The sequence below is a fragment of the Paraburkholderia fungorum genome (assembly GCF_900099835.1).
GTDB lineage: Bacteria > Pseudomonadota > Gammaproteobacteria > Burkholderiales > Burkholderiaceae > Paraburkholderia > Paraburkholderia fungorum_A.
Genome location: NZ_FNKP01000002.1, coordinates 1739867 through 1763065, shown reverse-complemented (window position 1 = coordinate 1763065; position 23199 = coordinate 1739867). Strand labels below are relative to the sequence as shown.

Sequence of the window (23199 nt, the reverse complement as noted above, 5' to 3'; positions counted from 1 at the left end):
GCGGGGCGGTTGTGCGCATGTATCCGCTAACCCGAAGACCCTCATTCCGGGTGCTGCGGGACAGGTTCCTCCCATTCGGTAGCCGTCGCGAAAGCCCGCTCCTCAACAAAGTTTGCCAGGCTGGCCAGTTTGTCGACGCATTGCGCGGCAGACCCATTAAGGACGCATATCCCCGGTGCGGCCAGTTGCTCACAGCGCTAGCAGATTGGGACCCGCCAGTGGCGCCCCGAACTGCTGGATCCGGCCTCCCTCGGCGAGTCCGCCAAGATCGATCGGGCAAAATCCCGTTGACGACAGAATGGACGACACAGTCTTCTTGGCTTCGCTATCGTCACCGGAGAGAAACATGACACGGCGGCCGCCTGCTTCCGAGGGGGCCCGTTCGAGTACCTTGAAATAGAGCGTGTTGAGCGCCTTGACGATCCGGGCGCCCGGCAGCATGTCCGCGACTATCTCGCTCGACGTCCTGCCGCCCAGGTCTGCCCGACGGAAGTCCGGCGCATACGTCAGCAACGCATTGGTTGCGTCGATCACGATCCGGCCGCTCCAGTCGATGTCTCTCTGCTGAAGGGACCGAAGCTGCGTCCAGGGCAACGCCAGCACGACCACGTCGGCCTTCGCCGCAACCTCGACGGATGCGGCAGAAGCGCGTGCGCCAAGTGCTGCTACCAGATCCGTCAACGTTTCCGGGCCGCTCCGGTTGCTCAATACGACGGAATGGCCGCTACGCAATAAATGTTTCGAGTATGTCTGTGCGATATTGGCCGCACCAATGAAGCCGACTTTCATGGGAAAACTCCTCTGAATCCGCATTTCTTCCGGGTGGACAGCCTTTGATGAATGCAATCTGCTGTCCACCCGGGATGAATGTCGATCCGGCAATCAGACCTGAGCCTGGCCGCCGTCGGCGGTAATCTCAGCGCCGTTGATGAAGCTCGAATCGTCCGATGCGAGGAACGTGACCACTTTGGCGATCTCCGACGGGTCGGCAAGACGGCCGATCGGCACGAGTGACGCGAGGTAGCCGAGCAGGCCGTCCTGACCTTCCTTGGTATCGCCACCAAGTTCGGCCAGGCCAACCGTGCGCGTCGAACCCGGGCTCACGACATTCACGCGAATGCCACGGTCTTTCAGGTCCAGTACCCAACTGCGAGCCAGCGCGCGAACGGCGGCTTTCGAGGCGCTGTAGATGCTGAACGCCGGCGTACCCGTCGAACCTGCAATCGATCCATTCAGAATCAGCGAGCCACCTTTCTGCATCAACGGCAGTGCCTTCTGCACCGTGAACACGACAGCACGCACATTGCGATTGAACGTGTCGTCGAAATGCTGTTCGGAGATATCGCCAAGCGGTGCCATCGTGCCGCCACCTGCGTTGGTGAATACGACATCCAGCCGGCCTTGCTCGGTGCGGATCTGTTCGAACAGATTGTCGAGATCGGCAGCACGAGTCACATCGCCCTGCACGCCGCGAGCGCCATGTCCAATCGCTTCAACAGCGCTTGCCAGTTCCGCCTGACGGCGACCCGTGATATAGACCGTCGCACCTTCCGCTGCGAGGTCCTTTGCTGCGGCCAGGCCGATACCGCTCGTGCCGCCAGTGACCAGTGCTACCTTACCTTCCAGTTTTTTGCTCATGATTTGCTCCGGGTTGTTGAGAGTGGGTAGGTGCAACTTTAGACATGAGCGTCTCGTTGAAAAATACCCTTTCTCCTAATTCACTTTCCACTCCCGTGGATAATCGGTACGCCGTCCCGCGCGCCGCAAAACGCGCCATAAGCCTTTGAAGTGCTTAAGCTTTTTTCATGAAAAATCAGCGTCCGGCGAATGCTTTATCCAGCCGACCCCGGTAAATTGCGATGATCAGCCGGGCCCCGCGCCGAGCCGATCAACCCGGTTCGTGCGACCAGGATTTAAAAGAAGGTCCCGCATTCAAATAACGTGGTGAACGCGATTCGTGAGCGTCGAGCAACGGTGGCACGCGGGTGCGGGCGTTCCGGTGTGACGAATCGGCGTCGACACCCGAGGAGGCATTTTTGAGTCCCAAGAAATCGAGCACTGTTTCTGGATTTCCTTTGCAGCTGGCGGGAATCAGCATGCCCCGCAGAAGATTCGCGCACTACGCCGCCGACATCGCGCGGGCGTCGTTGCCCGCGGTCGTGGTGCGGCACGCCTATAGGGCTTTCGTCTTCGCGTCTCTGGAAGCCAGGAGACTGGACATTCCGGTCACGGCGGATCTCCTTTTCGTTTCAGCCCATTTTGCCCACATGGGGCTGAGTTCAAGCTACGCAAACTCGACTCAGCGTTACGAAGTAGACGGTGCCGACGCAGCCAAAGAGTTTCTGGAAAACGAAGGCGTGAGGCATAGGCTCAGTGTTGCCGTGTGGGAAGCCATCAGTCTTCACACCACGCCAGGCGTAACGGAGCGAATGAACGGGCTCACACGACTGCTGGCATACGGAGTGCGAGCCGATCTTTTCGGTGACGGGATCGAGCGCCTCTCGCAGCCGCTGCGAATGGAAATCCTCGGAGAGTTTCCGCGCGGTGGCGACTTCGCGAGCGAATATCTGGAAGCGGTGGGGCGGGCAATCATGCACCGTCCGGAGACGACCTTTGGCGCCGTCAGCGCAGACGTGCTCGAGCGATACAGTTCGACGTTCTATCGGGCGAACTTTTGTGGTCGCGTGCTCGGATCGCGCTGGGAAGCCGAATAGGCCGGCCGGCGCTCACAGGAGTTCTGCCGCCGACGAAGCGGTGGCCGGCTTCCCCATCGACGCGCGCAATTCCTCGAGCCTGGGGGGATACCACCAGCTCCCGTGTTTCGCGCAGTGTTCGAGCGCAACGTCGATGGTCGCCAGAGCCTGATCGTGCTGACCACCCGCCTCCAGTGCTGCCGCAAATTCACCGAGGACCATGGGTAGCGGCGCCAGATAGCCTGTCTTTCGAAGCCGCTCGACCGAGCGTCCCATCGCGGAAAGCTCGTCGGAAGTCAGGCGGGTTTCCATCGCCCGCGCAATCCATTCGAACGCATCACAGCACGCGAGCCACGCACGCAGGCCGACCTTGCGGCATTCCTTTTCGAGTTCTTCGACAGCAAGCATCAGCGTATCCGCACTCCGCTGGAGTATCGCGAGCGGAATGGTGGCCTCCATGAGAACGTAGGCCAAGGTCAACTCATGTCCCGTTGCTCTGGCAGTTTCCTCGGCTGTCTCTATCTGTTCCAGGCTTCCAGCCCGGTCGCCAAGGAACCACTGAATGCGGGCGAGCAAAGCACGCGTCGCGGCAATCTGATCGGTCCGGACGCCGGTCGTCGACCATCTGAGCTCCTTCATTTCAGGCGTCGCCAACGCAGCAAGCAGTTCGTCGCGCGCATCGGCGTGCCTGCCTGCATAGTGCAGCGTCATGCCGATAATCCTTCGGCTCAGCGCAACCTGGAGTGGCGAGCCAAACTCCCGTGCGGCGCTCTGGAACCGCAGCGCGTAGACAAGTGCGCTCTTCGGTCGACCGCCATATAGCTCCAGGTTCCACAACCCCCAGATCGCCCGCAATTGCGCGCTGGGATCATTCGCTGATTCGGCCAGTGCCAGGACCTCCTGCCAGGCGGTCTCGACAGACGGCTGCGGGCCTTCGGTATAAACAAGCGCCGATGCGCGAGCAGACAGGATCCCGAGTCGTGTCTGTTGCAATCGCGGACTTGCCAACAAGGGCCGAAGCGCACCAATGGCAATGGATGCCCAATATTCGCACTCTTCGAAGCGTGGCAGTTCGAACAGCATCGGTACAGCCGTCGCGGCAAGCTCGATGCCGAGAGACACATTCCCGGCGACCCCAAACGCCCAGGACATTGCTGCCCGCATGTTGCCAATCTCGGCACTGATCACGTCATGCGCATCCTCGATTTTGATCTGTTCGGACTTGTAGGGGCCTTTTTCGAAAAAATCGCGGAAATACCTGGCGTGAGCGTGAGATGCCGCAGCCGTCTCGCCGTTCTGGTCAAGCAGGGTGCGCGCATAGGCGCGTGAACTCTCCAGCTGACGAAAACGGCGCGGGTTCTGCCGGTCTATGTAGAGAAGAGATTTGGCGACGAGTCCGGCGAGGGTCTGGGCGGTGCCCACGTTCGATATCCCATGCCCGTCCATGATGGCGGCGAGTGCTTCCAGCGAAAAGCCGTCTGCGAAAACACTCGCCTGCCGAAATAGTAGTTGCTCGGTTTCCGACAGTAGCCTGTAGCTCCACTCGAACACGGCCTTCAGCGTCTGGTGGCGCGGCAGCGCGTTGCGGGAGCCGCCTGTGAGGATCGCAAAACGGTTGTCGAGATGGGCGCGAACCGTATCGAGCCCGAGCGTGGCTGCACGGGCAGCCGCAAGTTCTATGGCTAGAGGAATACCGTCGAGACGGCGGCAGATTTCTCCGATTACCGGCACGGTCGATTCGTTCAGGTCGAAGTTCGCCGACAACCGGCGCAGTCGATGGAGGAAGAGTTTTACCGCGTCGGATTCGAGCGTTTCGTCATTTTCCGCCGTGCGGGCAGGACAGGCGAGGGTCTGCACGGGATAGACCGTCTCTGCCGCAATGCGCAGCGCTTCACGACTGGTGGCCAGCACGCGTACACCCGGGTTGCCCGCCGTAATCGTCTGCGCGATACAGGCAACACTTTCAATCAGATGCTCACAGTTATCGAGAATGACCAGGCATTGCGACTTGCGCAAGCTTCTGGACATTTCTTCGACGCTCATCGCACTGCCTTTTACCACGTCGGAGAAGATAGCCAGTATCGCTTCTCTTGCCTGGTGGTCGTTCTGGATAGCCGCAAGCGAGACATAGCGGATACAGAGGAACAGATCGCCCGTGTCGCGACAGACTTCGATTGCGAGGCTGGTTTTTCCGATGCCTCCAGCGCCGGTGAGCGTGACGACCTGGCTGGACTCGAAGAGATGCAGAAGATCGTCGACAGCGCTGCTGCGGCCAAAGAGGGTATCGACGAACGGTAGTCCCAGCGAGTACACCTTGCTCTGCCGTGAAGCCGACTGCGGTTGCGGCAGCAGGATGTAGCCGCGGCCCGGCACGGTCTTGAGGAGATCACGGGAATGTCCGAGTGCGCGCCTTAGCGTGACGATCTGGACCTGAAGATTGTTTTCTTCGACGATCGTGTCGGGCCACGCGTGTTCGAGCAGCGCGTCCTTGGATACGACGGTGCCGCGGACGGCGATCAGCGCTTCGAGAATGGCGAACGCACGGCTGCTGAGCGGGCAAGGCTGCCCACCCAGCAAGACGGTTCTATCCTCGATCGAAACGCGAAGCGGGCCTACCTCGATCACCTGGATTTCCCGTTCGCTGGCGAGTTAAGGTGCCAGGATTGTCCTGAGGGCAGGGGCGTCGAAGTCGGCGCGGAAAACAGGTTGAACATAATTTGATCAGGCAGGAACGATAGATCTGGAACTAATAACATTGTCTATCGTAACAGGTCAATTTTATGAATTAATCTTAGATGCCCTCACATAGACAAGGGTAATTCGTCACATCTTTATGCGGATTTACTTTCAGATATTTGAATTGAACGATCATCGATCAGCACACCCGGTGCAATGCGCGGAATTGCAGGATTTTTATTGATTTTGGTTTGACTGCTGCCTCGGCTATGCGAGGCCCTATGCGGGAGATACGCCCGTGCAATTCGTGTCAGTTATGGTCATAGCGTTGCCATCACACTGCGGCCCGGAATGACCCCCGGCCGTGCAGGTCAGGAGCGCCGAACGGTGCCACCCGGCCTTGACGCCGCCGCGTGACGCTTGCGCGAAATCGCGTTGTCGCTAGAGTTGTCCGGCGATTTGCCGGCGTGCCTGTCAGGCAACAGTGGGGCAGACCGGACACCATTCGGAGCACGGAGATCCGCCAAAGTCGGAGCGGATGAAGTTGGCTCCGCCTGCCGTTGTTGCGACAGGAATCGCTGCACCGTGTTGGGGATCCGGTATGTCACCGACAGTCCCTTATAAGCAGGGTTGAGAAATGAATTCTCGACGAGATCGCTGATAGCCTCCAGTGCACTTTCCGGTTGCAGTCCCGACCTCTCTGCGATGTTGTGCAATTCCCCGAGGTCGGCCTCGGCACCTGCGTCCAGCAGGGCAGTGAGTATTGTCCGCGGCAGTACGCCGAGGCTCGGCCAGGTCCACATCAGCGCCATGCCTAGTGACTCGTGCCGACTGTCCGTCATGCGGCGCAGGTCGCTGCTGGACAGGTCGACATTCTGCTCGAGCAGACGCGAGATCGACTCGATGCCGAGCATGGACGTGTGGTGTGCCGCGAGTTCGATCGCGAGCGGTAGACCATCCATCTGCTCAACCAGATGGCGGGCGCTCTCCATGAACGCGTCCGTGAGGTCCATTCGTGGATCGAAACACCGGACGCGCGAGACAAACATTTCAAGGGCAGCGTCCACGGTTCCGCGCCGGGGAACAGCGAGGAGCGACGGGATCTTGACGACCCTCTCCATCGACATCCTTAGCGGAGTGCGAGTGGTCAGAAGAACAACGGTCCGGGACAATCGCCTGAAGGTCTCGCTGTCGGAAAGCGCCCGTATTGCTGCATGGCAAAGCCGGTCGCAGTCGTCCAGCACGAGGAGGGCGGTTGGCCCGGAAGGTCTCACGGTGCACGCAGTAACGGGTTCGGCGCCCACCGGTTCGAGCGCGGCGCCAATCATGTCATAGACCTCTTTCTCGCTGGAATGCGACGCGAGCGCAAGATAGGAAACGCCGATCTCGCCATGATCCGCAAAATGTCGCGCGACTTCCAGCGCAAGGCGGGATTTGCCGACACCTGCGGGACCGACGAGCGTAATGACGGCATCTTCCCCCTCGCTGATTGCAGCGATCAGCCGTTCGGTACATGTTTCCCGGCCAAATAGTGGGCCGCTTGTGTGCGGAAGGCTGAAGTCGGGTTGGGTGATGATCTCTGCGTGCGGGTTGCCGGCGGGAGCGGGAGGCTCGGCAACAACGGATGCGGGACGCGCCATGCGGTAACCGCGTCCTGAGACAGTCTGGATCAGGTGGCGATTTTCACCGAGCAGACGTCTGAGCGCGCAGATATGGACCTGGATATTGTTTTCCTCGACAACCGTGGAGGGCCACACCTTCGCGAGAATCTCCTGGGTTGGAATGACCTCACCGTTCGCGTCCAGCAGAACCTGGAGCAGATCGTACGCGCGGCTGCCGAGACTGACGGCGACGCCGTTCCGCAGGACCTGGCGCGAATCACGCACGACTTCCAGTTCACCGATTTTCATCAGGGCAACCTCGATACTGAAATCAGAACACCGCGTTCACGGATGAGGGACGCTTACGCCTGCCCTCACGCGAAGGCGCTGACGGCAGTCCCAGTTGAACAGTTTGCGGAAGCTACATGTGTGACGAAGAAGGCGCGTTACCGGCCCGCGTGTCCGCCCTGGCTCGTCAGCGATGAGCGAAACAGATTCAGGTCAGCACTCTGTGGCTGTCCGTGGCGCAGCGTCCAGATATCCGTTTCAATCCTGACGTCATTATGTCTTCACATAATGAATTTGCAACGTCATATGCCCGCTTGTTCCACGTTTTCATAAAAGTTAAGGAACTCTCACGCCCTTTAAGTGTGGCATTTGGAATACTTCAGGCATCAATGCGACGGCCTGGATTCTGCCTTCCCGGTCGTGTTTCCTGTCTTCTGTTGTCGCGGTCTGCCTGCAACGGATCATTTCGGGGAGGGCGGGGATCGTTCGCGCCTCCCAGACTGCGGGCCTCCGCTACGCAGGTCGAACCGGAGCAGGCGTGCTGTCATAAGGCCTGAAAATTTCGATGACCCAGTCGACGAAAACTTTCAGGCGGGCGCTGTTGTACTTCGACTGTGCGAAGACGATGTGCATCGGGTGGAGCGGGCGATTCCATTGCGGCAGGACCTGGACGAGATCGCCGTTTTTCAACCAGGGCTGTGCCATGAACGAAAAGGTCTGGCCGACGCCCAGGCCGCTGACCAGCGAAGTCAGATGGGCCGTGCTTTCGTTCACGAAGACACCTCTGGCGCCTTTCGGATCAACGGTTATCGACTCCTCGCCCTGTTCGAAGAGCAGCGTAAATACCCGACCGGTCAATGATGAAAAGTAACCCACCACTTCGTGACGCGCGAGCAGGTCGTCGGGATGCGATGGCGTGCCGCGCTCGGCAAGGTAGGCGGACCCGGCATACGTTCCCCATTCCAGCCCGGCCAGACGCCGGGCGACGAGCGACGTGTCGGTCAGCTCGCCGCCACGGATTACGCAGTCCACGCCCTCGCCAATCAGGTCGACCTGACGGTCGCTCACTCCTACGTCGAGCTGTATTTCGGGGTAGCGCTTGCGGAAGGCCGGCAGATGCGGCAGCAGGATGAGGTTAGCCAAAGACGAGCCGATGTCGACGCGAATGCGGCCGCGCGGGTTTCCGCGAGAGTCCGCAAAAAGCCCATCCATCTCGTCGATGTCGGCGAGAAGCTTGACCGCGTTCTGGTAGTAGGTCTGACCTTCTTCCGTCACGACCACACGGCGAGTGGAGCGCTGAAAGAGCTTCACACGAAGATGGGTTTCGAGTTCCTGAATGAGCTTGGAGACTGTCGCTCGCGGCACGTTCAGGGCGTCGGCGGCTTTGCTGAAGCCTCCCGATTCGGCAATTCGCACGAACACACGCAACGCTTGTAGCTGATCCATTGGTTCTTTCCGTGTTAGGTCAGTCACCAGTTTAGCGATTATCCATGTACGTGGAAAATCAATTTGCCGTTTCGCTGTTTTTCTGCGTCTCACAGGCGTTTATCGTTGCACCCATCAGCACTCAACAACCCGGAGCAAATCATGAGCAAAAAACTGGAAGGTAAGGTAGCACTGGTCACTGGCGGCACGAGCGGCATCGGTCTGGCCGCAGCAAAAGATCTCGCAGCGGAAGGCGCGAAGGTCTATATCACGGGTCGCCGCAAGGCAGAGCTGGAAAGCGCAGTCGAAGCAATCGGGCACGGCGCTCGCGGCGTGCGGGGCGATGTCACGCGTGCCGAAGACCTCGACGTACTGTTCGAAGAAATTCGCAGGAACGAGGGTCGTCTCGACATCCTGTACACGAACGCAGGCGGCGGCACGATGGCACCGCTTGGCGAAATCTCCGAGCAGCATTTTGACGACACGTTCAATCGCAATGTGCGCGCTGTTGTGTTCACGGTGCAGAAAGCACTTCCGCTGATTCAGAAGGGTGGTTCGATCATCCTGACCGGCTCGATCGCGGGCTCGACAGGGACGGCGGCATTCAGCATCTACGGCGCATCGAAAGCGGCTATTCGTGCGCTGGCTCGCAGCTGGGTCCTGGACCTGAAAGACCGTGGCATTCGCGTGAATGTCGTGAGCCCGGGATCGACGCGCACGGTTGGCCTCGCTGAACTCGGTGGCGATACCAAGGAAGGTCAGGACGGCCTGCTCGGCTACCTCGCGTCACTCGTTCCGATCGGCCGCCTTGCCGACCCGTCGGAGATCGCCAAGGTGGTCACGTTCCTCGCCTCGGACGATTCGAGCTTCATCAACGGTGCGGAGATTACCGCCGACGGTGGCCAGGCTCAGGTCTAAAGGGCGTACGGAAGATACGGGAGCGCTGCACGGCAGCAGGTTGATCCGCGTTGCCAGTGCAGTGCTTTTTAACGTGTTTTCTGAAGCCAGCCCAATTGAACACCACTGCCCAGCAGTCACACACTAAAGAGGCGCAAAAAATGGATACCGCAAAAACACTGCTTAACAAGTACCTCGAGTCAATCCGTGATCCCAAGGCTGCTGCTGCTCTGTTCGCGGATGACGGCATTCTTGAACTGCCTTATCTGAGTAGCCTTGGCCCGACCACGGGCGCGCAAGGCCCGGCGGCCATCGAAAAATTCATCGCGGGTCTTCTTGATAAGGTGCCGGATTTCAAGTTCAAAGACGTCCAGATTCTGATCGATACGCCGACTCAGGTATTCGGAGAGTACTCGGTAGAGGCACTCGTACCGTCCACGGGGAACGTCTACAAGCAGATGTATGCAGGTCGCCTCGTCGCCGCGAATGGAAAGATCAAACTGCTTCGTGAGTCGCTCGACACGGTGGCGGCGCAGAAGGCTTTCACCGCTGCGGGCTAGGCTCGAACAGCGCGACGCCCGGAAGCAGTTTTCAATCCCTTTGTGTCTTTATTGCTGAAGCTGTTTTCGTAACGATGAAGGAGCACCTGTGCAACCAGGTGCCTCCCGATAACCGGGTTGTCGGTTTTCCGCTGGCAGACGCAGCGCGCTGGGGCAATGCGATCAATCCGCGTCCTGAAACGAATGATTTCCTGATCTAGTTGAAGTGAGTCAGTTGTGAAAAAAGTTCTTTATCGCCGGCTTCTCCCGGCACTCATCATGGCGGGAAGCTCTTTGTCTGTTCCCGCATTCTCCGCAGATGTATCCAGTCCGGTTCAGGCAATTGCGCAGCCTGCATCACAGCAACGTCTTGCCGTCGCCGGGATTGACCACGTTGGGATCAACGTGCCTGACGTTGATGTAGCCAGTGCATTTTTTGCAGATCTGCTCGGCGCGCGCGTTGTGTCCGACATGCGCCCGGGGAAGATTCCAGACGGATGGAAGAAGGCATTCAACTGGCACAAATCGAGTGAGATCGACCGGATTGTGATGATGCAGTTGCAGGATGGCTCGAAGATTGAGCTTTTCCAATACTCCGGCCCCGACATCTCCCGCGTGCGACCACATGAAGACGACGCGGCAGAAACACACATTGCGCTTAAGACGACGGATATCGATCACAGCATCGCCGTTCTGAAGAACAGGGGACTGCGAATTCTCAACGATCCGGTTACGTTACCGGATGGCGAGCGGTGGTTCTATTTCCTGACCCCGTGGGACTCGCAGTTCGAACTCGTGTTCGCGTCTCAATCGAAATAGCGCGATAACGCTGAGTACATGGAAATCGGCGATATGTCGGCGTGGGCGGCCCGATAGTGCCGCCCACGCGCAGATAGTTTCTCAAGAAGCCTGCAAACAACAAGCTGTTGATAACAAGGTGCGCCGTGTGCGCGCAAAAACTCCCGGTCGGTGGGTCGCCATGCTCGGTCATAATCTAACGCGCAGTCACTGAGCACTTCCTCCCATAACGGACAAACACATGGCAGACCGAGAATTGATCGTCCCGCCGACGATGCAGCGTATTGTTGAACGCGCAGGTTATGTACCTGCGGTGAAGGTTGGCGCAACCGTGTTCTGCGCTGGACAGGTTGGGCGTACCGTCGACCTCGAAGTCATCGCCGATCCGCACGCGCAGTTTGTGGCGTGTTGGGAAAACCTGCGGGTAGTTCTTGAGGCGGTCGGGTGTACTTTCGAGGATGTCGTCGATATGACGACGTATCACGTGCAAATGCACACGCATATGCCCGTATTTCGCGAAGTCAAAAATCGGTTATTTCCACGCGGCACGTGCGCATGGACTTCTATCGGCGTGGCCGAACTTGCACATCCAGGCTTGCTCGTCGAGATCAAGTGCGTGGCCGTGAAGCGGGAGCCGGCCACAGACGGTTCGTCTGCTATCGGCTGAACAGGCCGGCACTCGTCCTCACGTATTGCCAGCATCCGCGAGACACGGTCGGCATCGGTCGCGGTCGCGGTTGAGGTTGCCATGCAGTCAGTCCCGGCACTGCGCTTGCGATTGCAATTGCGATTGCGATTGCGAAGATCATCGAACGGAATGACGGAAGCTTCGCCGACGCTTCACATTGCCGTGAATCGCTGCGTTGACAGCGTGTTTTGCCGGGATGAAGAATGAGTGCGCGCGTCGAAAATTTTTATTCCGTGGGCTTAGTCGGCCAGATGTTTGATGACGATATCCACGAACGCGCGCAGACGATGCAGTCGCCGGAGATCGCGGTGATAGCCCATCCATATCTCGCGACCCGGTGGATCTTCGCTCAGATCGAGCCGGCGAATGGTGTTGACCTGGTCTCCGACAGGCCGCGGCAACACAGCAATGCCTAAGCCTCTGCCGCACATTTGCGCCTGAACATTGCGGTTATTCGATTGCATTGCGACGCTCGCGTTCGGGAAACGGGTCTTCAGCCAATCGATATCGGGAAAAGTGCCGGTCGACGTATCCATCGCGATCAAACGGCTCCCCGTGCCATTGCCTTCCACTGGATCAGCGCTTGCGTTAGCCACGTAAGCGCCATATCGCATCTGGGTCAGCCGTCTTTGCACGATATCGGGCCCGTCGAACGGAACAATCCGGAAAGCGACGTCCGCTTCACGCTGCGCGAGGTTGAACAGGCGCGCTCCCGTCAGGACCTCGATCTCCACATGTGGATACTCGCGCGAGTAGTCGGCAATCACTGGCGGTAGGACATAGGCGCCAAACCAGTCGGCCGATGACACCCTGAGCGTGCCTTCCAGCTGTTGCTGTTCACCAGCCAGTCGCCGCTCCATGGTCAGCGCACTGTCCTCCATCTGCTCGGCAAGTGGCAGGATCGCGGTGCCTTCTTCGGTCAGCACAAAGCCTTCGGCAGTTCGCTGAAAGAGCACCTGTCCCGTGGCATCTTCCAGCGCGCGAAGCCGCCTTCCAATGGTCGGGTGGCTAAGGTGCAGCAGCCGGGCGGCAGCACCCAATGTTCCACTACGCGCTATCGCAAGAAAAATCCGGACATCGCTCCACTCCATAGTCGGTACCCACAAAAATGAACGATAAATGTTCATTTTAGTGAATTGTCGAACATTAGTGAATGCGCGAAACTTCGCTCCGTTCCATGTCGACATGCCCTCGCGGCCAACCCGATCGGCATTCCAGCATCCTGGCAGGGACGATCCGGGAGAAATTGGCAGAGGAGATCGTCATGTCGCACATTGCATCGCCGACCGTGTATGTCACCTACGAAGGTGCGCCAGCCGACCGTTTTGACCGGAGCTACTACGTCGAACATCACTTGCCTCTCGTGATGCGGGCGTGGCAGCAATACGGGCTTGAAAGCGTTGCGGCCTTTTTTCCGCCGCTTACGCATGTCGGCACCCTCGTGATTTGTGAATGTCGTTTCCGGGACGAGGCGGCAATCGACACAGCCTTCGGATCTCAGGAAGCCGCAGCGGTCATGGCCGACGTTCCGAGGTTCACCGATCTCGCACCAACGCGCTTGCGCATCACGCTGCTCTGAAGGGTCAATTCCATCTCGGCGCTACGCGCTTCTCACTTGCAAAAACTGGAGAAAAATCTTGGCCTTCTGGAAAAATGCAGCGCCCCGCACCGTGCGTCGCGGACATATGTGGATTGCTGGCGATCGCATCGAACGAGGTGGCGAGACCTACCAATGCGGCCCGCTTTTCGTCGAATGGGAGGCACCGGAGCAGGTCACGCGCCCCTGGCCGATCGTGCTTGTACACGGTGGCGGCTATCAGGGAACCGAGTGGTTTGACACGCCGGATGGCCGTCCGGGTTGGGCACAACGTCTGGTGGAGGCGGGCTACGCGGTTCTCGTGGCCGATCGTCCCGGACAAGGGCGATCGCCGTACCACGTCGAGACGATGGGACCGATGGGGCCGGGGTTCTCGTATGAACACGGGCGCGATATCTACTTCCCGACACAATATGAAGGTCAGCACACCCAATGGCCTTTTGCCCGCGACGACGACGCAGCGATGGACGAGTTCATCGCTGGCTATGGGCCGCTTCCCGCAGACCTCGCGTTTTCGGAGGACATGGAGGCGGACAGGCTCGCCAGGCTACTGGACAGGATTGGCCCGGCGATCCTCGTGACGCACTCAGCGTCGGGGCCGGTCGGCTGGCTGGTAGCAGACCGTCGGCCTGGGCTACTTAAAGCGATCGTCGCGGTCGAGCCAATGGGCCCTCCGTTCGCCGATATCCCCAATATCGGGTCGCTGACGTGGGGTCTCGCGGCCGCGCCGCTGAACTGGGAGCCTCCCGTCGCTTCGCCGGAAGAACTGCGCGCGGCCCCGCCCGGAAAACATCGCCTGCCCGCGCTTGCCGGGTTGCCGATCGTCGCCGTCACTGCCGAAGCCTCAGCTTTTGCCGCCGCCAGTCGCCCCGCAATTGAGCAACTGGGAGCGGCTGGCAGCCGCGCGGAACTGTTGCATCTACCCGACCATGGCGTGTTCGGCAACGGCCACGGGCTCATCTACGAGAAGAATTCGGATGATGCATTGGTGCCGGTGTTGAAGTGGCTGGTCGAAAACACCGAAACCCCCAACTGAGCGAGACGAATCTTTACCAGGAGAACTCAAATGGAAATTGGAATCATTGGTTTAGGCGCGATGGGCCGGGAAATCGCCCGCAATCTGGTCGCTGCCGGTCATGCGGTCACCGCCTGGAACCGTTCAGGCGGGAATGTCGAAGGCGTACGCATGGTAGAGACGCCGGTGCAAGCGTTGCAGGTCGACATGACCTTGACGATGCTGTCCGACGACTCGGCAATCCGCGGCGTCCTGCTTGACGCGAATCTGCTGTCTCAGGCTCGGCCGGGCCTGGTGCATGTCGTGGCATCGACAATCTCCGTGGCGTTTGCGCAGGAACTGGTAGAAATTCATGCCGCGGCTGGCGTCGCTTATGTGGCGGCTCCAGTGCTCGGACGGCCGGATGTCGCCGCGAGGGGCGAACTCAACGTCCTCGCCGCGGGCGCACCCGGCGCGCTGGAAAGAGTGAAACCGGCGCTGGACGTCATCAGCAAACAGGTTTGGGACATGGGCGATGAACCGCACACGGCCTATGCTGCCAAGATCGCCTGCAACATGATGATCACGATGGCCATTGAGGCGATGGCGGAAGCCGTCGTTCTAACCGAGACGAACGGACTTTCGCGAGAGCGCTTTTTCGAATTGATCCTGGGTACGCTGTTTGGCAGTCGCCCCTATCAGAGCTATTCCGGCAATATCATCCGGGACACTTACCAGCCCGGATTCAAGGCAACGCTTGGCCTCAAGGATCTTCGTCTGGCGAAGGAGGCGGCCACCGATGCTGCCCGCGTACTACCAATGCTCGATGTTGTTCACGGCCGGATGCGGGAAGTCGTGAACGCGGGCCACGGTGATCTTGACTGGTCCGCAATCGCGAAGTTCACCATAGATCACGGCTGACGGGATAGCGTCGATCCCTTTTATGAGCTAGTTAAGCAAATATCTTTAAATGCCAAATTATCATTAAACAAATGACATTCATGCTCTCGTGAAATTGATTCGAGGCGCTGAAAATACGCTTCAACACGGCATCGGCCGTAATCAAGGAGCGACGAACATGTATGCAATTACCGGAGTGACAGGGCAGGTTGGCGGTGCGGCGGCGCGTGCATTGCTGGACGCGGGGCACGCGGTTCGTGCCGTGTTGCGCGATGAAAGCAAGGCAGCGCAGTGGGTGGAGCGCGGCGCCGAAGTGGCGATTGCATCGTTTGAAGATGCCGACGCGCTCACCGCCGCATTTCGCGATACAGCGGGCGTCTTCGTGATGATCGCGCCGAATTTCGCGCCGCAGCCGGGCTATCCGAACGCGCATACAGCGGCTGCGGTGCTGACCGAGGCGCTGACGAAGGCGCGTCCGCAGCGGATTGCGGCGCTGTCGTCGATTGGCGCGCAGCGTGAGTCCGGGCTCGGGCTCATCACGCAGGTGCATATTCTCGAAGAAGCGCTTGCGGCTCTGGCGGACAGCACGTCGATCCCGACTGCGATTCTGCGCCCGGCATTGTTCATGGAGAACTCGCTCTGGGACATCGCGCCGTCGCGCGAGACGGGCGTGATGCCGGCTTTTCTGCATCCGGTGGATCGGAAGTTTCCAATGGTCGCAACGGCGGATATCGGCCGGGTGATTGCGCAAACGCTTGAGCAATCGTGGCAGGGACGTCGCGTGATCGAGATTGAGGGGCCGCAGCGCTACACGCAGCAGGAGATTGCGGCGCTGCTGGGCGGCGTGCTCGGGCGGGCGGTGCGCGCTCAGGCAGTGCCGCGCGATCAGTGGGACGCGTTGTTTCAGGCGCAGGGGACGGCGTGGCCGACGCCGCGCATCGAAATGATCGACGCCCTCAACTCCGGCTGGATCGATTTCGAGGATGGCGTGAACGAGCGGGTGACCGGTGCGACCTCGTATCAAACGGTGCTGGCGGAATTGGCCGGACGGGTGGGATAAGGCTGACGGAGGTTGCTGGAAACAAGCGCTGAAGATGGGCAGGGGCCGGGAGCCTATGCTCCCGCTCTTGCGCCCTAACGAACGGCAACACGACGACGCAAAGATGGAAAGATGGAAAGCCGATCAAAGTCCTGCAACCTGTCCTTCGAATCCGGCCACCTGTGCCGGGCGTCAACATTGATGCACGCCGGCACAGGTGAAAGGCTTCAGGCGGGGGATGACCCGCATCCCCGCATTCAGCCATGGCTTGCAGGTCTAACTCGCCGTAGCCGCAACAGCAGCCCGTGCCTTATGCAATTTCCTGTAGCTGTCGATCAGACGATGATGCCTTTCGAGACCCTCCAGCTTCATGCTCGTCGGCGTCAGGCCATGGAAACGCACGCTGCCGTCTACCGAGCCCAATACCGCGTCCATCCGCGCGTCGCCGAACATCCGACGGAAGTTGACCACGTAATCGTCCAGTTCGAGGTCGTCATCGAGCATGACTTCCAGCACGACATTCAACGCCTGGTAGAACAGGCCGCGCTCGACCGTGTTGTCGTTGTATTGCAGGAACGCGCCCACCAGTTCCTGCGCCTCTTCGAATTGCTGCAAGGCGAGATGAGTCAGCAGTTTCAACTCGAGAACGGTGAGCTGGCCCCAGTCGGTATTCTCGTCAAACTCGATGCCGATCAAAGTCGCAATATCGGAGTGCTCGTCCAGTTCGCTGTTTTCCAGGCGTTCAAGCATGGCTTCCAGGCTGGCGTCGTCCAGGCGATGCACATTCAAAATATCGGAGCGGAATAACAGCGACTTGTTGGTGTTATCCCAGATCAAATCCTCTACCGGATAAACCTCTGAATATCCGGGCACCAGAATCCGGCAGGCGACGGCGCCGAGTTGGTCATACACCGCCATATAAGCCTCTTTACCCATGCTTTCGAGAATGCCGAATAGCGTCGCGGCTTCGTCGATATTGGAGTTTTCACCGTGGCCGGAGAAATCCCACTCGACGAATTCGTAATCCGCTTTGGCGCTGAAGAAGCGCCACGACACCACACCGCTGGAATCGATAAAGTGCTCGACAAAGTTATTCGGCTCGGTCACCGCGTTACTGACAAAGGTGGGCTGAGGCAAATCGTTCAGACCTTCAAAGCTGCGCCCCTGCAGCAATTCCGTCAGACTCCGCTCCAGCGCGACCTCGAAACTCGGGTGTGCACCGAACGACGCAAAGACACCGCCGGTTCGCGGGTTCATCAGCGTGACGCACATTACCGGGTAGATGCCACCCAGCGACGCATCCTTGATCAATACCGGAAAGCCCTGTTCTTCCAAGCCCTGAATCCCGGCCAGAATGCCCGGATATTTCGCCAGCACTTCGTGCGGCACATCAGGCAACGCGATTTCACCTTCAATAATTTCGCGCTTTACCGCCCGCTCGAAAATTTCGGACAGACATTGCACCTGCGCTTCGGCCAGCGTATTACCGGCACTCATGCCATTGCTGACGTACAGGTTCTCGATCAGGTTCGACGGAAAATAGACCGTTTCGCCATCCGACTGCCGTACAAACGGCAGCGAACAGATGCCGCGCTGCACATTGCCGGAGTTCGTGTCATACAGATGCGAGCCGCGCAACTCGCCATCGGGATTATAAATTTCCAGACTGTACGCATCCAGAATCTCAGGCGGCAATGCGTCTTTACGCCCCGGCTTGAACCAGCGTTCATCGGGATAATGGACAAAATCCGCATTGGCAATATCTTCGCCCCAAAATGCACCGCCATAGAAATGGTTGCAATTCAGACGCTCGATAAACTCTCCCAATGCCGACGCCAATGCGCTTTCTTTGGTCGCTCCTTTGCCGTTGGTAAAACACATCGGCGAATGCGCGTCGCGAATATGCAGCGACCACACATTTGGAATGATATTGCGCCACGAAGCGATTTCAATCTTCATGCCCAAACCCGCCAGAATGCCCGACATATTGGCGATGGTTTGTTCCAGCGGCAGATCCTTGCCTACGATATACGTGCTGGCGTCGGAAGCCGGCTTCAAAGTCAGCAGCGACTGGGCGTCGGCGTCGAGATTCTCGACTTCTTCAATGACGAAATCCGGCCCGGCTTGCACCACTTTTTTCACGGTACAGCGGTCGATAAACCGCAAAATGCCGCGGCGGTCCGCGTCCGACATATCCGCCGGCAATTCGACCTGAATCTTGAAAATCTGCTTATAGCGATTTTCCGGATCGACAATATTATTCTGTGAAAGACGGATATTTTCCGTCGGAATATTGCGACTGACGCAGTACAACTTTACAAAATAAGCTGCACACAAGGCTGACGAGGCCAGAAAATAATCGAAAGGACCCGGTGCGGAGCCGTCGCCTTTATAACGGATCGGCTGGTCGGCCACGACCGTGAAGTCATCAAACTTGGCTTCAAGGCGCAGCTTATCGAGAAAGTTGACTTTAATTTCCATGGGGGAATCCTAAAACGGTGCCAAAAACGGCATAGCCGCTATTATGCGTCCCCCGGTGCCGTTGCTGTTGCAGATCGGCGGTTGGCGGCGAACATGGCTGGCGGAAGTGGTGAGCAGCACAACACCTTGTCGTCTATCGTCGGGTGGTGCGAGCGCTGTATTCCTGACGCAGCGCGTCCGCCACCACGACAAACGCCGGAGTCGGCTGCCGGCGGCTCGGATAGTAGAGATGGAAGCCCGGGAACAATGGGCACCAGTCGGCCAGCACACGCACCAGGCTGCCGTTCGCCAGTTGCGTCAAGACGCGTTCCTCCGGGATCAACGCGAGGCCGACGCCTGCCATGGCGGCCTTCGCGGCCATTGTCCCCGTATTGAAAACGAGTTGTCCTTCGACGCGCACGTTTATCTCGCGCCCCCCTTTCTTGAACTCCCACGCGTAAATGCCCCCGGCGGTCGGGAGCCGGATATTGATGCAGTTGTGCGCCGTCAGGTCTTGCGGCGTCTTCGGCTTCGGATGCTTCGCGAAGTAGCCGGGCGTGCCGACCGCGGCCATGCGCACATCCGGCCCGATGCGAACCGCGATCATGTCTTTGGCCACCTGCTCGCCGAGCCGCACGCCCGCATCGAGCCGTTGTTCGACGATGTCCGTGAGTCCGTTGTCGATCACGATTTCGATCCGGATGTCGGGATAGTCGGGCAGCAGCCGCTCAATCACCGGCCAGAGCAGCAATTCCGCCGCGTGTTCGCCTGCGGCAATCCGCACCTTGCCCGCCGGTTTGTCGCGTAACGCCGTAAGAGCGGCCAGTTCGGCCTCGATTTCATCGAGCCGGGGGCCGACGGACTGTATCAGCCGCTCTCCGGCTTCCGTCGGCGAGACGTTGCGCGTGGTTCGGGTCAGGAGCCGGAGCCCGAGCCGTGCTTCGAGATTGCGCACGGTCTGACTCAGCGCAGACTGCGAAACGTCGAGCTTCGCGGCGGCTTTCGTGAAGCTGCCCTCGCGAGCGACGGTGAGAAATGCGGTGATATCGGATAGATCGGAGCGTGCCATTTATAAGTCCAGCTTCTAACTTCATGCCGATTTTAGCTCTTAATCGCAGGAAGCCGCGCTGCTACATTGGCACTCACGGTCATCACGGCAAGGAGCGCCCATGCAAATCACCCAATGCGGTTCGCAGCCATCCACGACGGGGTCGGCGGACTATTTCACGGGAACGGTCAGGGTCGACGCGCCGTTCGCAGGCGAGGAGCCAGCGCGAATCGGCGGCGCCATCGTCACGTTCGAGCCGGGCGCGCGGACTGCATGGCACACGCATCCGCTCGGTCAGACGCTGATCGTGACCGCAGGCTGTGGCTGGGTGCAGCGCGAAGGCGGACCGGTCGAGGAAATCAGGCCGGGCGACACGGTCTGGATCGCCCCTGGCGAGAAGCACTGGCACGGCGCGACCCCGAACACGGCAATGACGCATATCGCCATCGCTGAAAAGCTGAATGGCAGTCCGGTCGACTGGATGGAGAAGGTCACGGACGAGCAGTATCGGACCCACATGAACGCAAGCGATCAAGGAGTTGCACGATGAAAAAACGTATTCTCGGAAAGAGCGGGTTGGAAGTGTCGGCGATCGGGCTGGGCTGCATGGGACTGAGCTACGGTTACGGCCCGGCAACCGATAAAGCCGACGCGATCACGCTGATCCGGTCGGCCTACGAGCAGGGCGTCACCTTTTTCGACAGCGCCGAAGCGTACGCGCAGGGCGCGAATGAGGAACTGCTGGGCGAAGCGCTGGAGCCGTTCCGCGATCAGGTCGTGATCGCGACCAAGTTCGGTTTCGAAGGCGGCGACGTGCAGAAGGGCGTCAACAGCAAGCCCGACAATATTCGCGCGGTCACGGAAGCGGCGCTCAAGCGGCTCAGGACGGATCGCATCGACCTGCTTTACCAGCATCGCGTCGATCCCGACGTGCCGATGGAAGACGTCGCCGGGGCGGTCAAGGACCTGATCCAGCAGGGCAAGGTCAAGCATTTCGGCATGTCCGAAGCGGGCGTTCAGTCGATCCGCCGGGCGCACGCGGTGCAGCCGGTGGCGGCGCTGCAAAGCGAATACTCGCTGTGGTGGCGCGAGCCGGAGAAAGAGATCCTGCCGCTGCTCGAAGAACTCGGCATCGGCTTCGTGCCGTTCAGCCCCCTCGGCAAGGGCTTTCTGACCGGCGCGATCAACGCCAGCACCGGCTTCGATAAAACCGACTTCCGCAATGTCGTGCCGCGTTTTTCCGAAGAAAACCGCAACGCAAATCAGGCGCTGGTCGATGTGCTCAAGCAGATTGCCGCCAGTCTGAACGCGACTCCGGCGCAAGTCGCGCTCGCGTGGCTGCTCGCGCAAAAGCCGTGGATCGTGCCGATTCCGGGCACGACAAAACTGCATCGGCTGGAAGAGAACGTCGGCGGGGCGGCTATCGAACTGACGGCCGCCAATCTGAGCGACATCGACGCCCAGCTCGCGAACGTCACGGTGCAAGGCGACCGCTATCCCGCCCATCTTCAGGCGCGGGTCGGCAAGTAAGCCGTCTCCGTCGATCACGCACACAGAGGACCAACATGTCGGAAAACATTGCAGGCAAGGTTATCGTCATCACCGGCGCGAGCAGCGGGCTCGGTGAAGCAGCCGTGCGCCGCCTGGCCGCGGGCGGCGCAAAGCTGATCCTCGGCGCTCGCCGGGTCGAGCGGCTCAAGGCGCTTGCCGTCGAACTCGGTCTTCCCGAAGACGCGGCAGTCGAGACAGACGTCACCGACGCCCAGCAGGTCAAGGCGCTCGTCGACGCTGCGGTCGCGAAATATGGCCGCGTCGACGTGCTCATCAACAACGCCGGTCTGATGCCGCATTCGCCGCTGGAGCGCGGCAAGATCGACGATTGGGACCGGACGATCGACGTGAACATCAAGGGCGTTCTGTATGGCATCGCAGCCGCTCTGCCTCACATGACGCGGCAGAAGAGCGGGCACATCATCAACGTGTCGTCGGTGGCGGGTCATAAGGTCGGCAAAAACAACGCCGTGTATTGCGCGACGAAGACGGCAGTGCGGGTGCTGTCCGAGGGACTGCGGCAGGAGGTCAAGCCGTACAACATCCGCACGACGATTATTTCGCCGGGCGCGGTGCAGTCCGAACTGCCGCAGAGCGTCACCGAAGCGGACGTGGCTGCGGGCGTCGCCGACTTCTACGAGAAGTTTGCGATTCCGGCCGACAGTTTCGCCCGCATGGTCGCGTTCGCGATCGAGCAACCTGACGATGTGGACGTGAACGAAATTCTGTTCCGTCCGACCGCGCAGGAGGTGTGAAGCGGGGGCGGGGTCTGGAGGAAGAATCGTGGTTTTCAAACGCGAATGGTCGGCGGCGCGCAGCAGTTGGACTGCGCGGCCGGGCCTCGCCGTGGTGCCGCCGACGAAGTGCGCGCTATCAGCGCGCACACCTTCAAACTGACGGTTATTTGACCGCCATCTCTTTCCCTCACTCGTCCGCATTTCTAACGAAAGCGGCTAGATCGCAGAGGACTGCGTCTGGCTGTTCTTCTGGACGACAGTGTCTGCGGTAATCGTTCGTGCGGCGTCGGACTTCGTTGAAGAACATGCCGGCATCAGACAATGCGACCCATGTGCTACGAGTCATGGGCGCAGGATGGTCCGTTTGCTGGCGTTTCTCATCGGCAACGCAAAGAGATCAATAACACGTCGCGACGCCCTCGTCGCCGTAAGAAAGCACGGGCGCAACCGTGCTAATCTTGCTGCCTTTCCCGACGCAACAGGGCAAAACGGACGCCATGAACGAAGCCCTCGATCCCGACGGCATCGAACAAGCGGTTTTCGTGGTCGGCACACACCATGAGACGCTGGACGAGCCGTGGCACACGCATCGTCGCGCACGGCTGATTTACGTCGGCGACGGCGTGCTGACCGTGCGCACGGAAAACAGCCGCTGGGTCGTGCCGCCCGGGCACGCGGTCTGGATCGTCGCGCACGCGCTGCACAATCTGTCGGCGACACGTCCGGTCAAGTTGTATTCGCTCTACGCGAGTACGGACGCCGCGCCGTTGCCCGCGCAAAGCGGCGCGGTCTCGACCGATGCGCTCGTACAGGCGTTGCTGGGCACCGCCGCCGCTCTGCCGCTCGACCACCCATTCGATGAAGCCGCCGCCCGTCTCGTGCAAGTGCTGCTTGACCGTCTGCCGACGTTGCCGCGCGCGCCGCTGGAATTGAACTGGCCACGCGATGCGCGCATCCAGCGAATCGCCGATGCGCTGAGCGCCGATCCGGCGCAGTCCGCGATACTTGAAGACCTGGCGGTGGCGGCGGGCGTGACGGCTCGTACGGCGGCGCGTCTGTTCGTCAAGGAAACGGGGCAGACGTTCGGCCAGTGGCGCCAGCAACTGCGCCTGCTGATCGCGCTTGAGCATCTCGGTGCGGGAGCCAGCGTCTCGCAGGTGGCGGTTGAAGTGGGCTACACCGACGTGTCGTCGTTTATCGCGGTGTTCCGCGACGCGTTCGGCGACACGCCCGCGCGTTTTTTCCGCTGACGCGGCGCGCAGCGCAGT

21 protein-coding genes are annotated in these 23199 nt (G+C 59.8%); 13 read left to right on the top strand and 8 right to left on the bottom strand.

Annotated features, from left to right (window positions below; all coding sequences use genetic code 11):
* Positions 1 to 189: 189 nt before the first annotated feature.
* Positions 190 to 882, bottom strand: coding sequence for an NADPH-dependent F420 reductase (locus BLS41_RS23690; RefSeq protein ID WP_436972022.1), 693 nt, complete (start codon positions 880 to 882; stop codon positions 190 to 192).
* Positions 883 to 1638 (bottom strand): SDR family NAD(P)-dependent oxidoreductase, encoded by a 756-nt coding sequence (locus BLS41_RS23685; RefSeq protein ID WP_074769237.1) that lies wholly within the window; start codon positions 1636 to 1638, stop codon positions 883 to 885. It abuts the gene before it with no gap.
* A 398-nt stretch (positions 1639 to 2036) separates the two neighbouring features.
* Here BLS41_RS23685 and BLS41_RS23680 point away from each other — a divergent pair, with 398 nt between their 5' ends.
* Entirely contained in the window at positions 2037 to 2714 is a 678-nt protein-coding gene (locus BLS41_RS23680) for a P-loop NTPase family protein (protein ID WP_253189746.1), read from the top strand.
* Between the two features lie 12 nt (positions 2715 to 2726).
* Here BLS41_RS23680 and BLS41_RS23675 read toward each other — a convergent pair whose 3' ends face one another.
* From BLS41_RS23675 to BLS41_RS23665, 3 genes are all read right to left on the bottom strand, one after another.
* Entirely contained in the window at positions 2727 to 5318 is a 2592-nt protein-coding gene (locus BLS41_RS23675) for an ATP-binding protein (protein WP_074769233.1), read from the bottom strand.
* A 422-nt stretch (positions 5319 to 5740) separates the two neighbouring features.
* Positions 5741 to 7279, bottom strand: coding sequence for a winged helix-turn-helix domain-containing protein (locus BLS41_RS23670; protein WP_074769231.1), 1539 nt, complete (start codon positions 7277 to 7279; stop codon positions 5741 to 5743).
* Positions 7280 to 7771: 492 nt separating this feature from the next.
* On the bottom strand, positions 7772 to 8704 hold the full coding sequence (locus tag BLS41_RS23665; protein ID WP_074769229.1) for a LysR family transcriptional regulator: 933 nt from the start codon (positions 8702 to 8704) through the stop codon (positions 7772 to 7774).
* Positions 8705 to 8845: 141 nt separating this feature from the next.
* Here BLS41_RS23665 and BLS41_RS23660 point away from each other — a divergent pair, with 141 nt between their 5' ends.
* From BLS41_RS23660 to BLS41_RS23645, 4 genes are all read left to right on the top strand, one after another.
* Positions 8846 to 9601: an SDR family NAD(P)-dependent oxidoreductase gene (locus BLS41_RS23660; protein ID WP_074769227.1), complete on the top strand. Its 756-nt coding sequence runs from the start codon at positions 8846 to 8848 to the stop codon at positions 9599 to 9601.
* Between the two features lie 140 nt (positions 9602 to 9741).
* Positions 9742 to 10140, top strand: a complete 399-nt coding sequence (locus BLS41_RS23655; protein WP_074769225.1) for a nuclear transport factor 2 family protein — start codon at positions 9742 to 9744, stop codon at positions 10138 to 10140.
* A 216-nt stretch (positions 10141 to 10356) separates the two neighbouring features.
* Positions 10357 to 10938, top strand: a complete 582-nt coding sequence (locus tag BLS41_RS23650) for a VOC family protein (RefSeq protein WP_216350618.1) — start codon at positions 10357 to 10359, stop codon at positions 10936 to 10938.
* A gap of 220 nt (positions 10939 to 11158) precedes the next feature.
* The gene (locus tag BLS41_RS23645) at positions 11159 to 11584 is read left to right on the top strand and encodes a RidA family protein (protein WP_074769221.1); all 426 of its coding nucleotides are present in this window, start codon (positions 11159 to 11161) and stop codon (positions 11582 to 11584) included.
* A 260-nt stretch (positions 11585 to 11844) separates the two neighbouring features.
* Here the strand turns inward: BLS41_RS23645 and BLS41_RS23640 are convergent, their stop codons facing one another.
* A complete protein-coding gene (locus tag BLS41_RS23640) occupies positions 11845 to 12696 on the bottom strand; it encodes a LysR family transcriptional regulator (protein WP_074769219.1) in 852 nt (283 codons plus the stop codon).
* Positions 12697 to 12758: 62 nt separating this feature from the next.
* Here BLS41_RS23640 and BLS41_RS23635 point away from each other — a divergent pair, with 62 nt between their 5' ends.
* The 4 genes from BLS41_RS23635 (at position 12759) to BLS41_RS23620 (ending at position 16156) form a co-directional block, all read left to right on the top strand.
* Complete coding sequence (locus BLS41_RS23635) at positions 12759 to 13184, top strand: EthD family reductase (RefSeq protein WP_253189745.1); 426 nt, start codon at positions 12759 to 12761, stop codon at positions 13182 to 13184.
* A gap of 58 nt (positions 13185 to 13242) precedes the next feature.
* Positions 13243 to 14238 (top strand): alpha/beta hydrolase, encoded by a 996-nt coding sequence (locus BLS41_RS23630; protein WP_216350617.1) that lies wholly within the window; start codon positions 13243 to 13245, stop codon positions 14236 to 14238.
* Positions 14239 to 14268: 30 nt separating this feature from the next.
* Positions 14269 to 15117, top strand: a complete 849-nt coding sequence (locus BLS41_RS23625) for an NAD(P)-dependent oxidoreductase (protein ID WP_074769213.1) — start codon at positions 14269 to 14271, stop codon at positions 15115 to 15117.
* Positions 15118 to 15274: 157 nt separating this feature from the next.
* Entirely contained in the window at positions 15275 to 16156 is an 882-nt protein-coding gene (locus BLS41_RS23620) for an NmrA family NAD(P)-binding protein (protein ID WP_074769211.1), read from the top strand.
* Between the two features lie 255 nt (positions 16157 to 16411).
* Here BLS41_RS23620 and BLS41_RS23615 read toward each other — a convergent pair whose 3' ends face one another.
* Both BLS41_RS23615 and BLS41_RS23610 read right to left on the bottom strand, forming a co-directional pair.
* A complete protein-coding gene (locus BLS41_RS23615; protein ID WP_074769209.1) occupies positions 16412 to 18616 on the bottom strand; it encodes an OsmC domain/YcaO domain-containing protein in 2205 nt (734 codons plus the stop codon).
* A 133-nt stretch (positions 18617 to 18749) separates the two neighbouring features.
* Positions 18750 to 19664 (bottom strand): LysR family transcriptional regulator, encoded by a 915-nt coding sequence (locus tag BLS41_RS23610; protein ID WP_074769207.1) that lies wholly within the window; start codon positions 19662 to 19664, stop codon positions 18750 to 18752.
* Between the two features lie 100 nt (positions 19665 to 19764).
* On the opposite strand from BLS41_RS23610, the gene BLS41_RS23605 reads away from it, so the two are divergent.
* The 4 genes from BLS41_RS23605 to BLS41_RS23590 all read left to right on the top strand — a co-directional run bounded on the left by BLS41_RS23605 (position 19765) and on the right by BLS41_RS23590 (position 23181).
* Positions 19765 to 20193, top strand: coding sequence for a (R)-mandelonitrile lyase (locus BLS41_RS23605; protein WP_074769205.1), 429 nt, complete (start codon positions 19765 to 19767; stop codon positions 20191 to 20193).
* Positions 20190 to 21173: an aldo/keto reductase gene (locus tag BLS41_RS23600; protein ID WP_074769203.1), complete on the top strand. Its 984-nt coding sequence runs from the start codon at positions 20190 to 20192 to the stop codon at positions 21171 to 21173. Before BLS41_RS23605 ends, BLS41_RS23600 begins: the two co-directional genes overlap by 4 nt.
* A 35-nt stretch (positions 21174 to 21208) precedes the next feature.
* Entirely contained in the window at positions 21209 to 21949 is a 741-nt protein-coding gene (locus BLS41_RS23595; protein WP_074769201.1) for an SDR family oxidoreductase, read from the top strand.
* Positions 21950 to 22428: 479 nt separating this feature from the next.
* Positions 22429 to 23181: an AraC family transcriptional regulator gene (locus BLS41_RS23590; protein ID WP_074771147.1), complete on the top strand. Its 753-nt coding sequence runs from the start codon at positions 22429 to 22431 to the stop codon at positions 23179 to 23181.
* Positions 23182 to 23199: the final 18 nt, after the last annotated feature.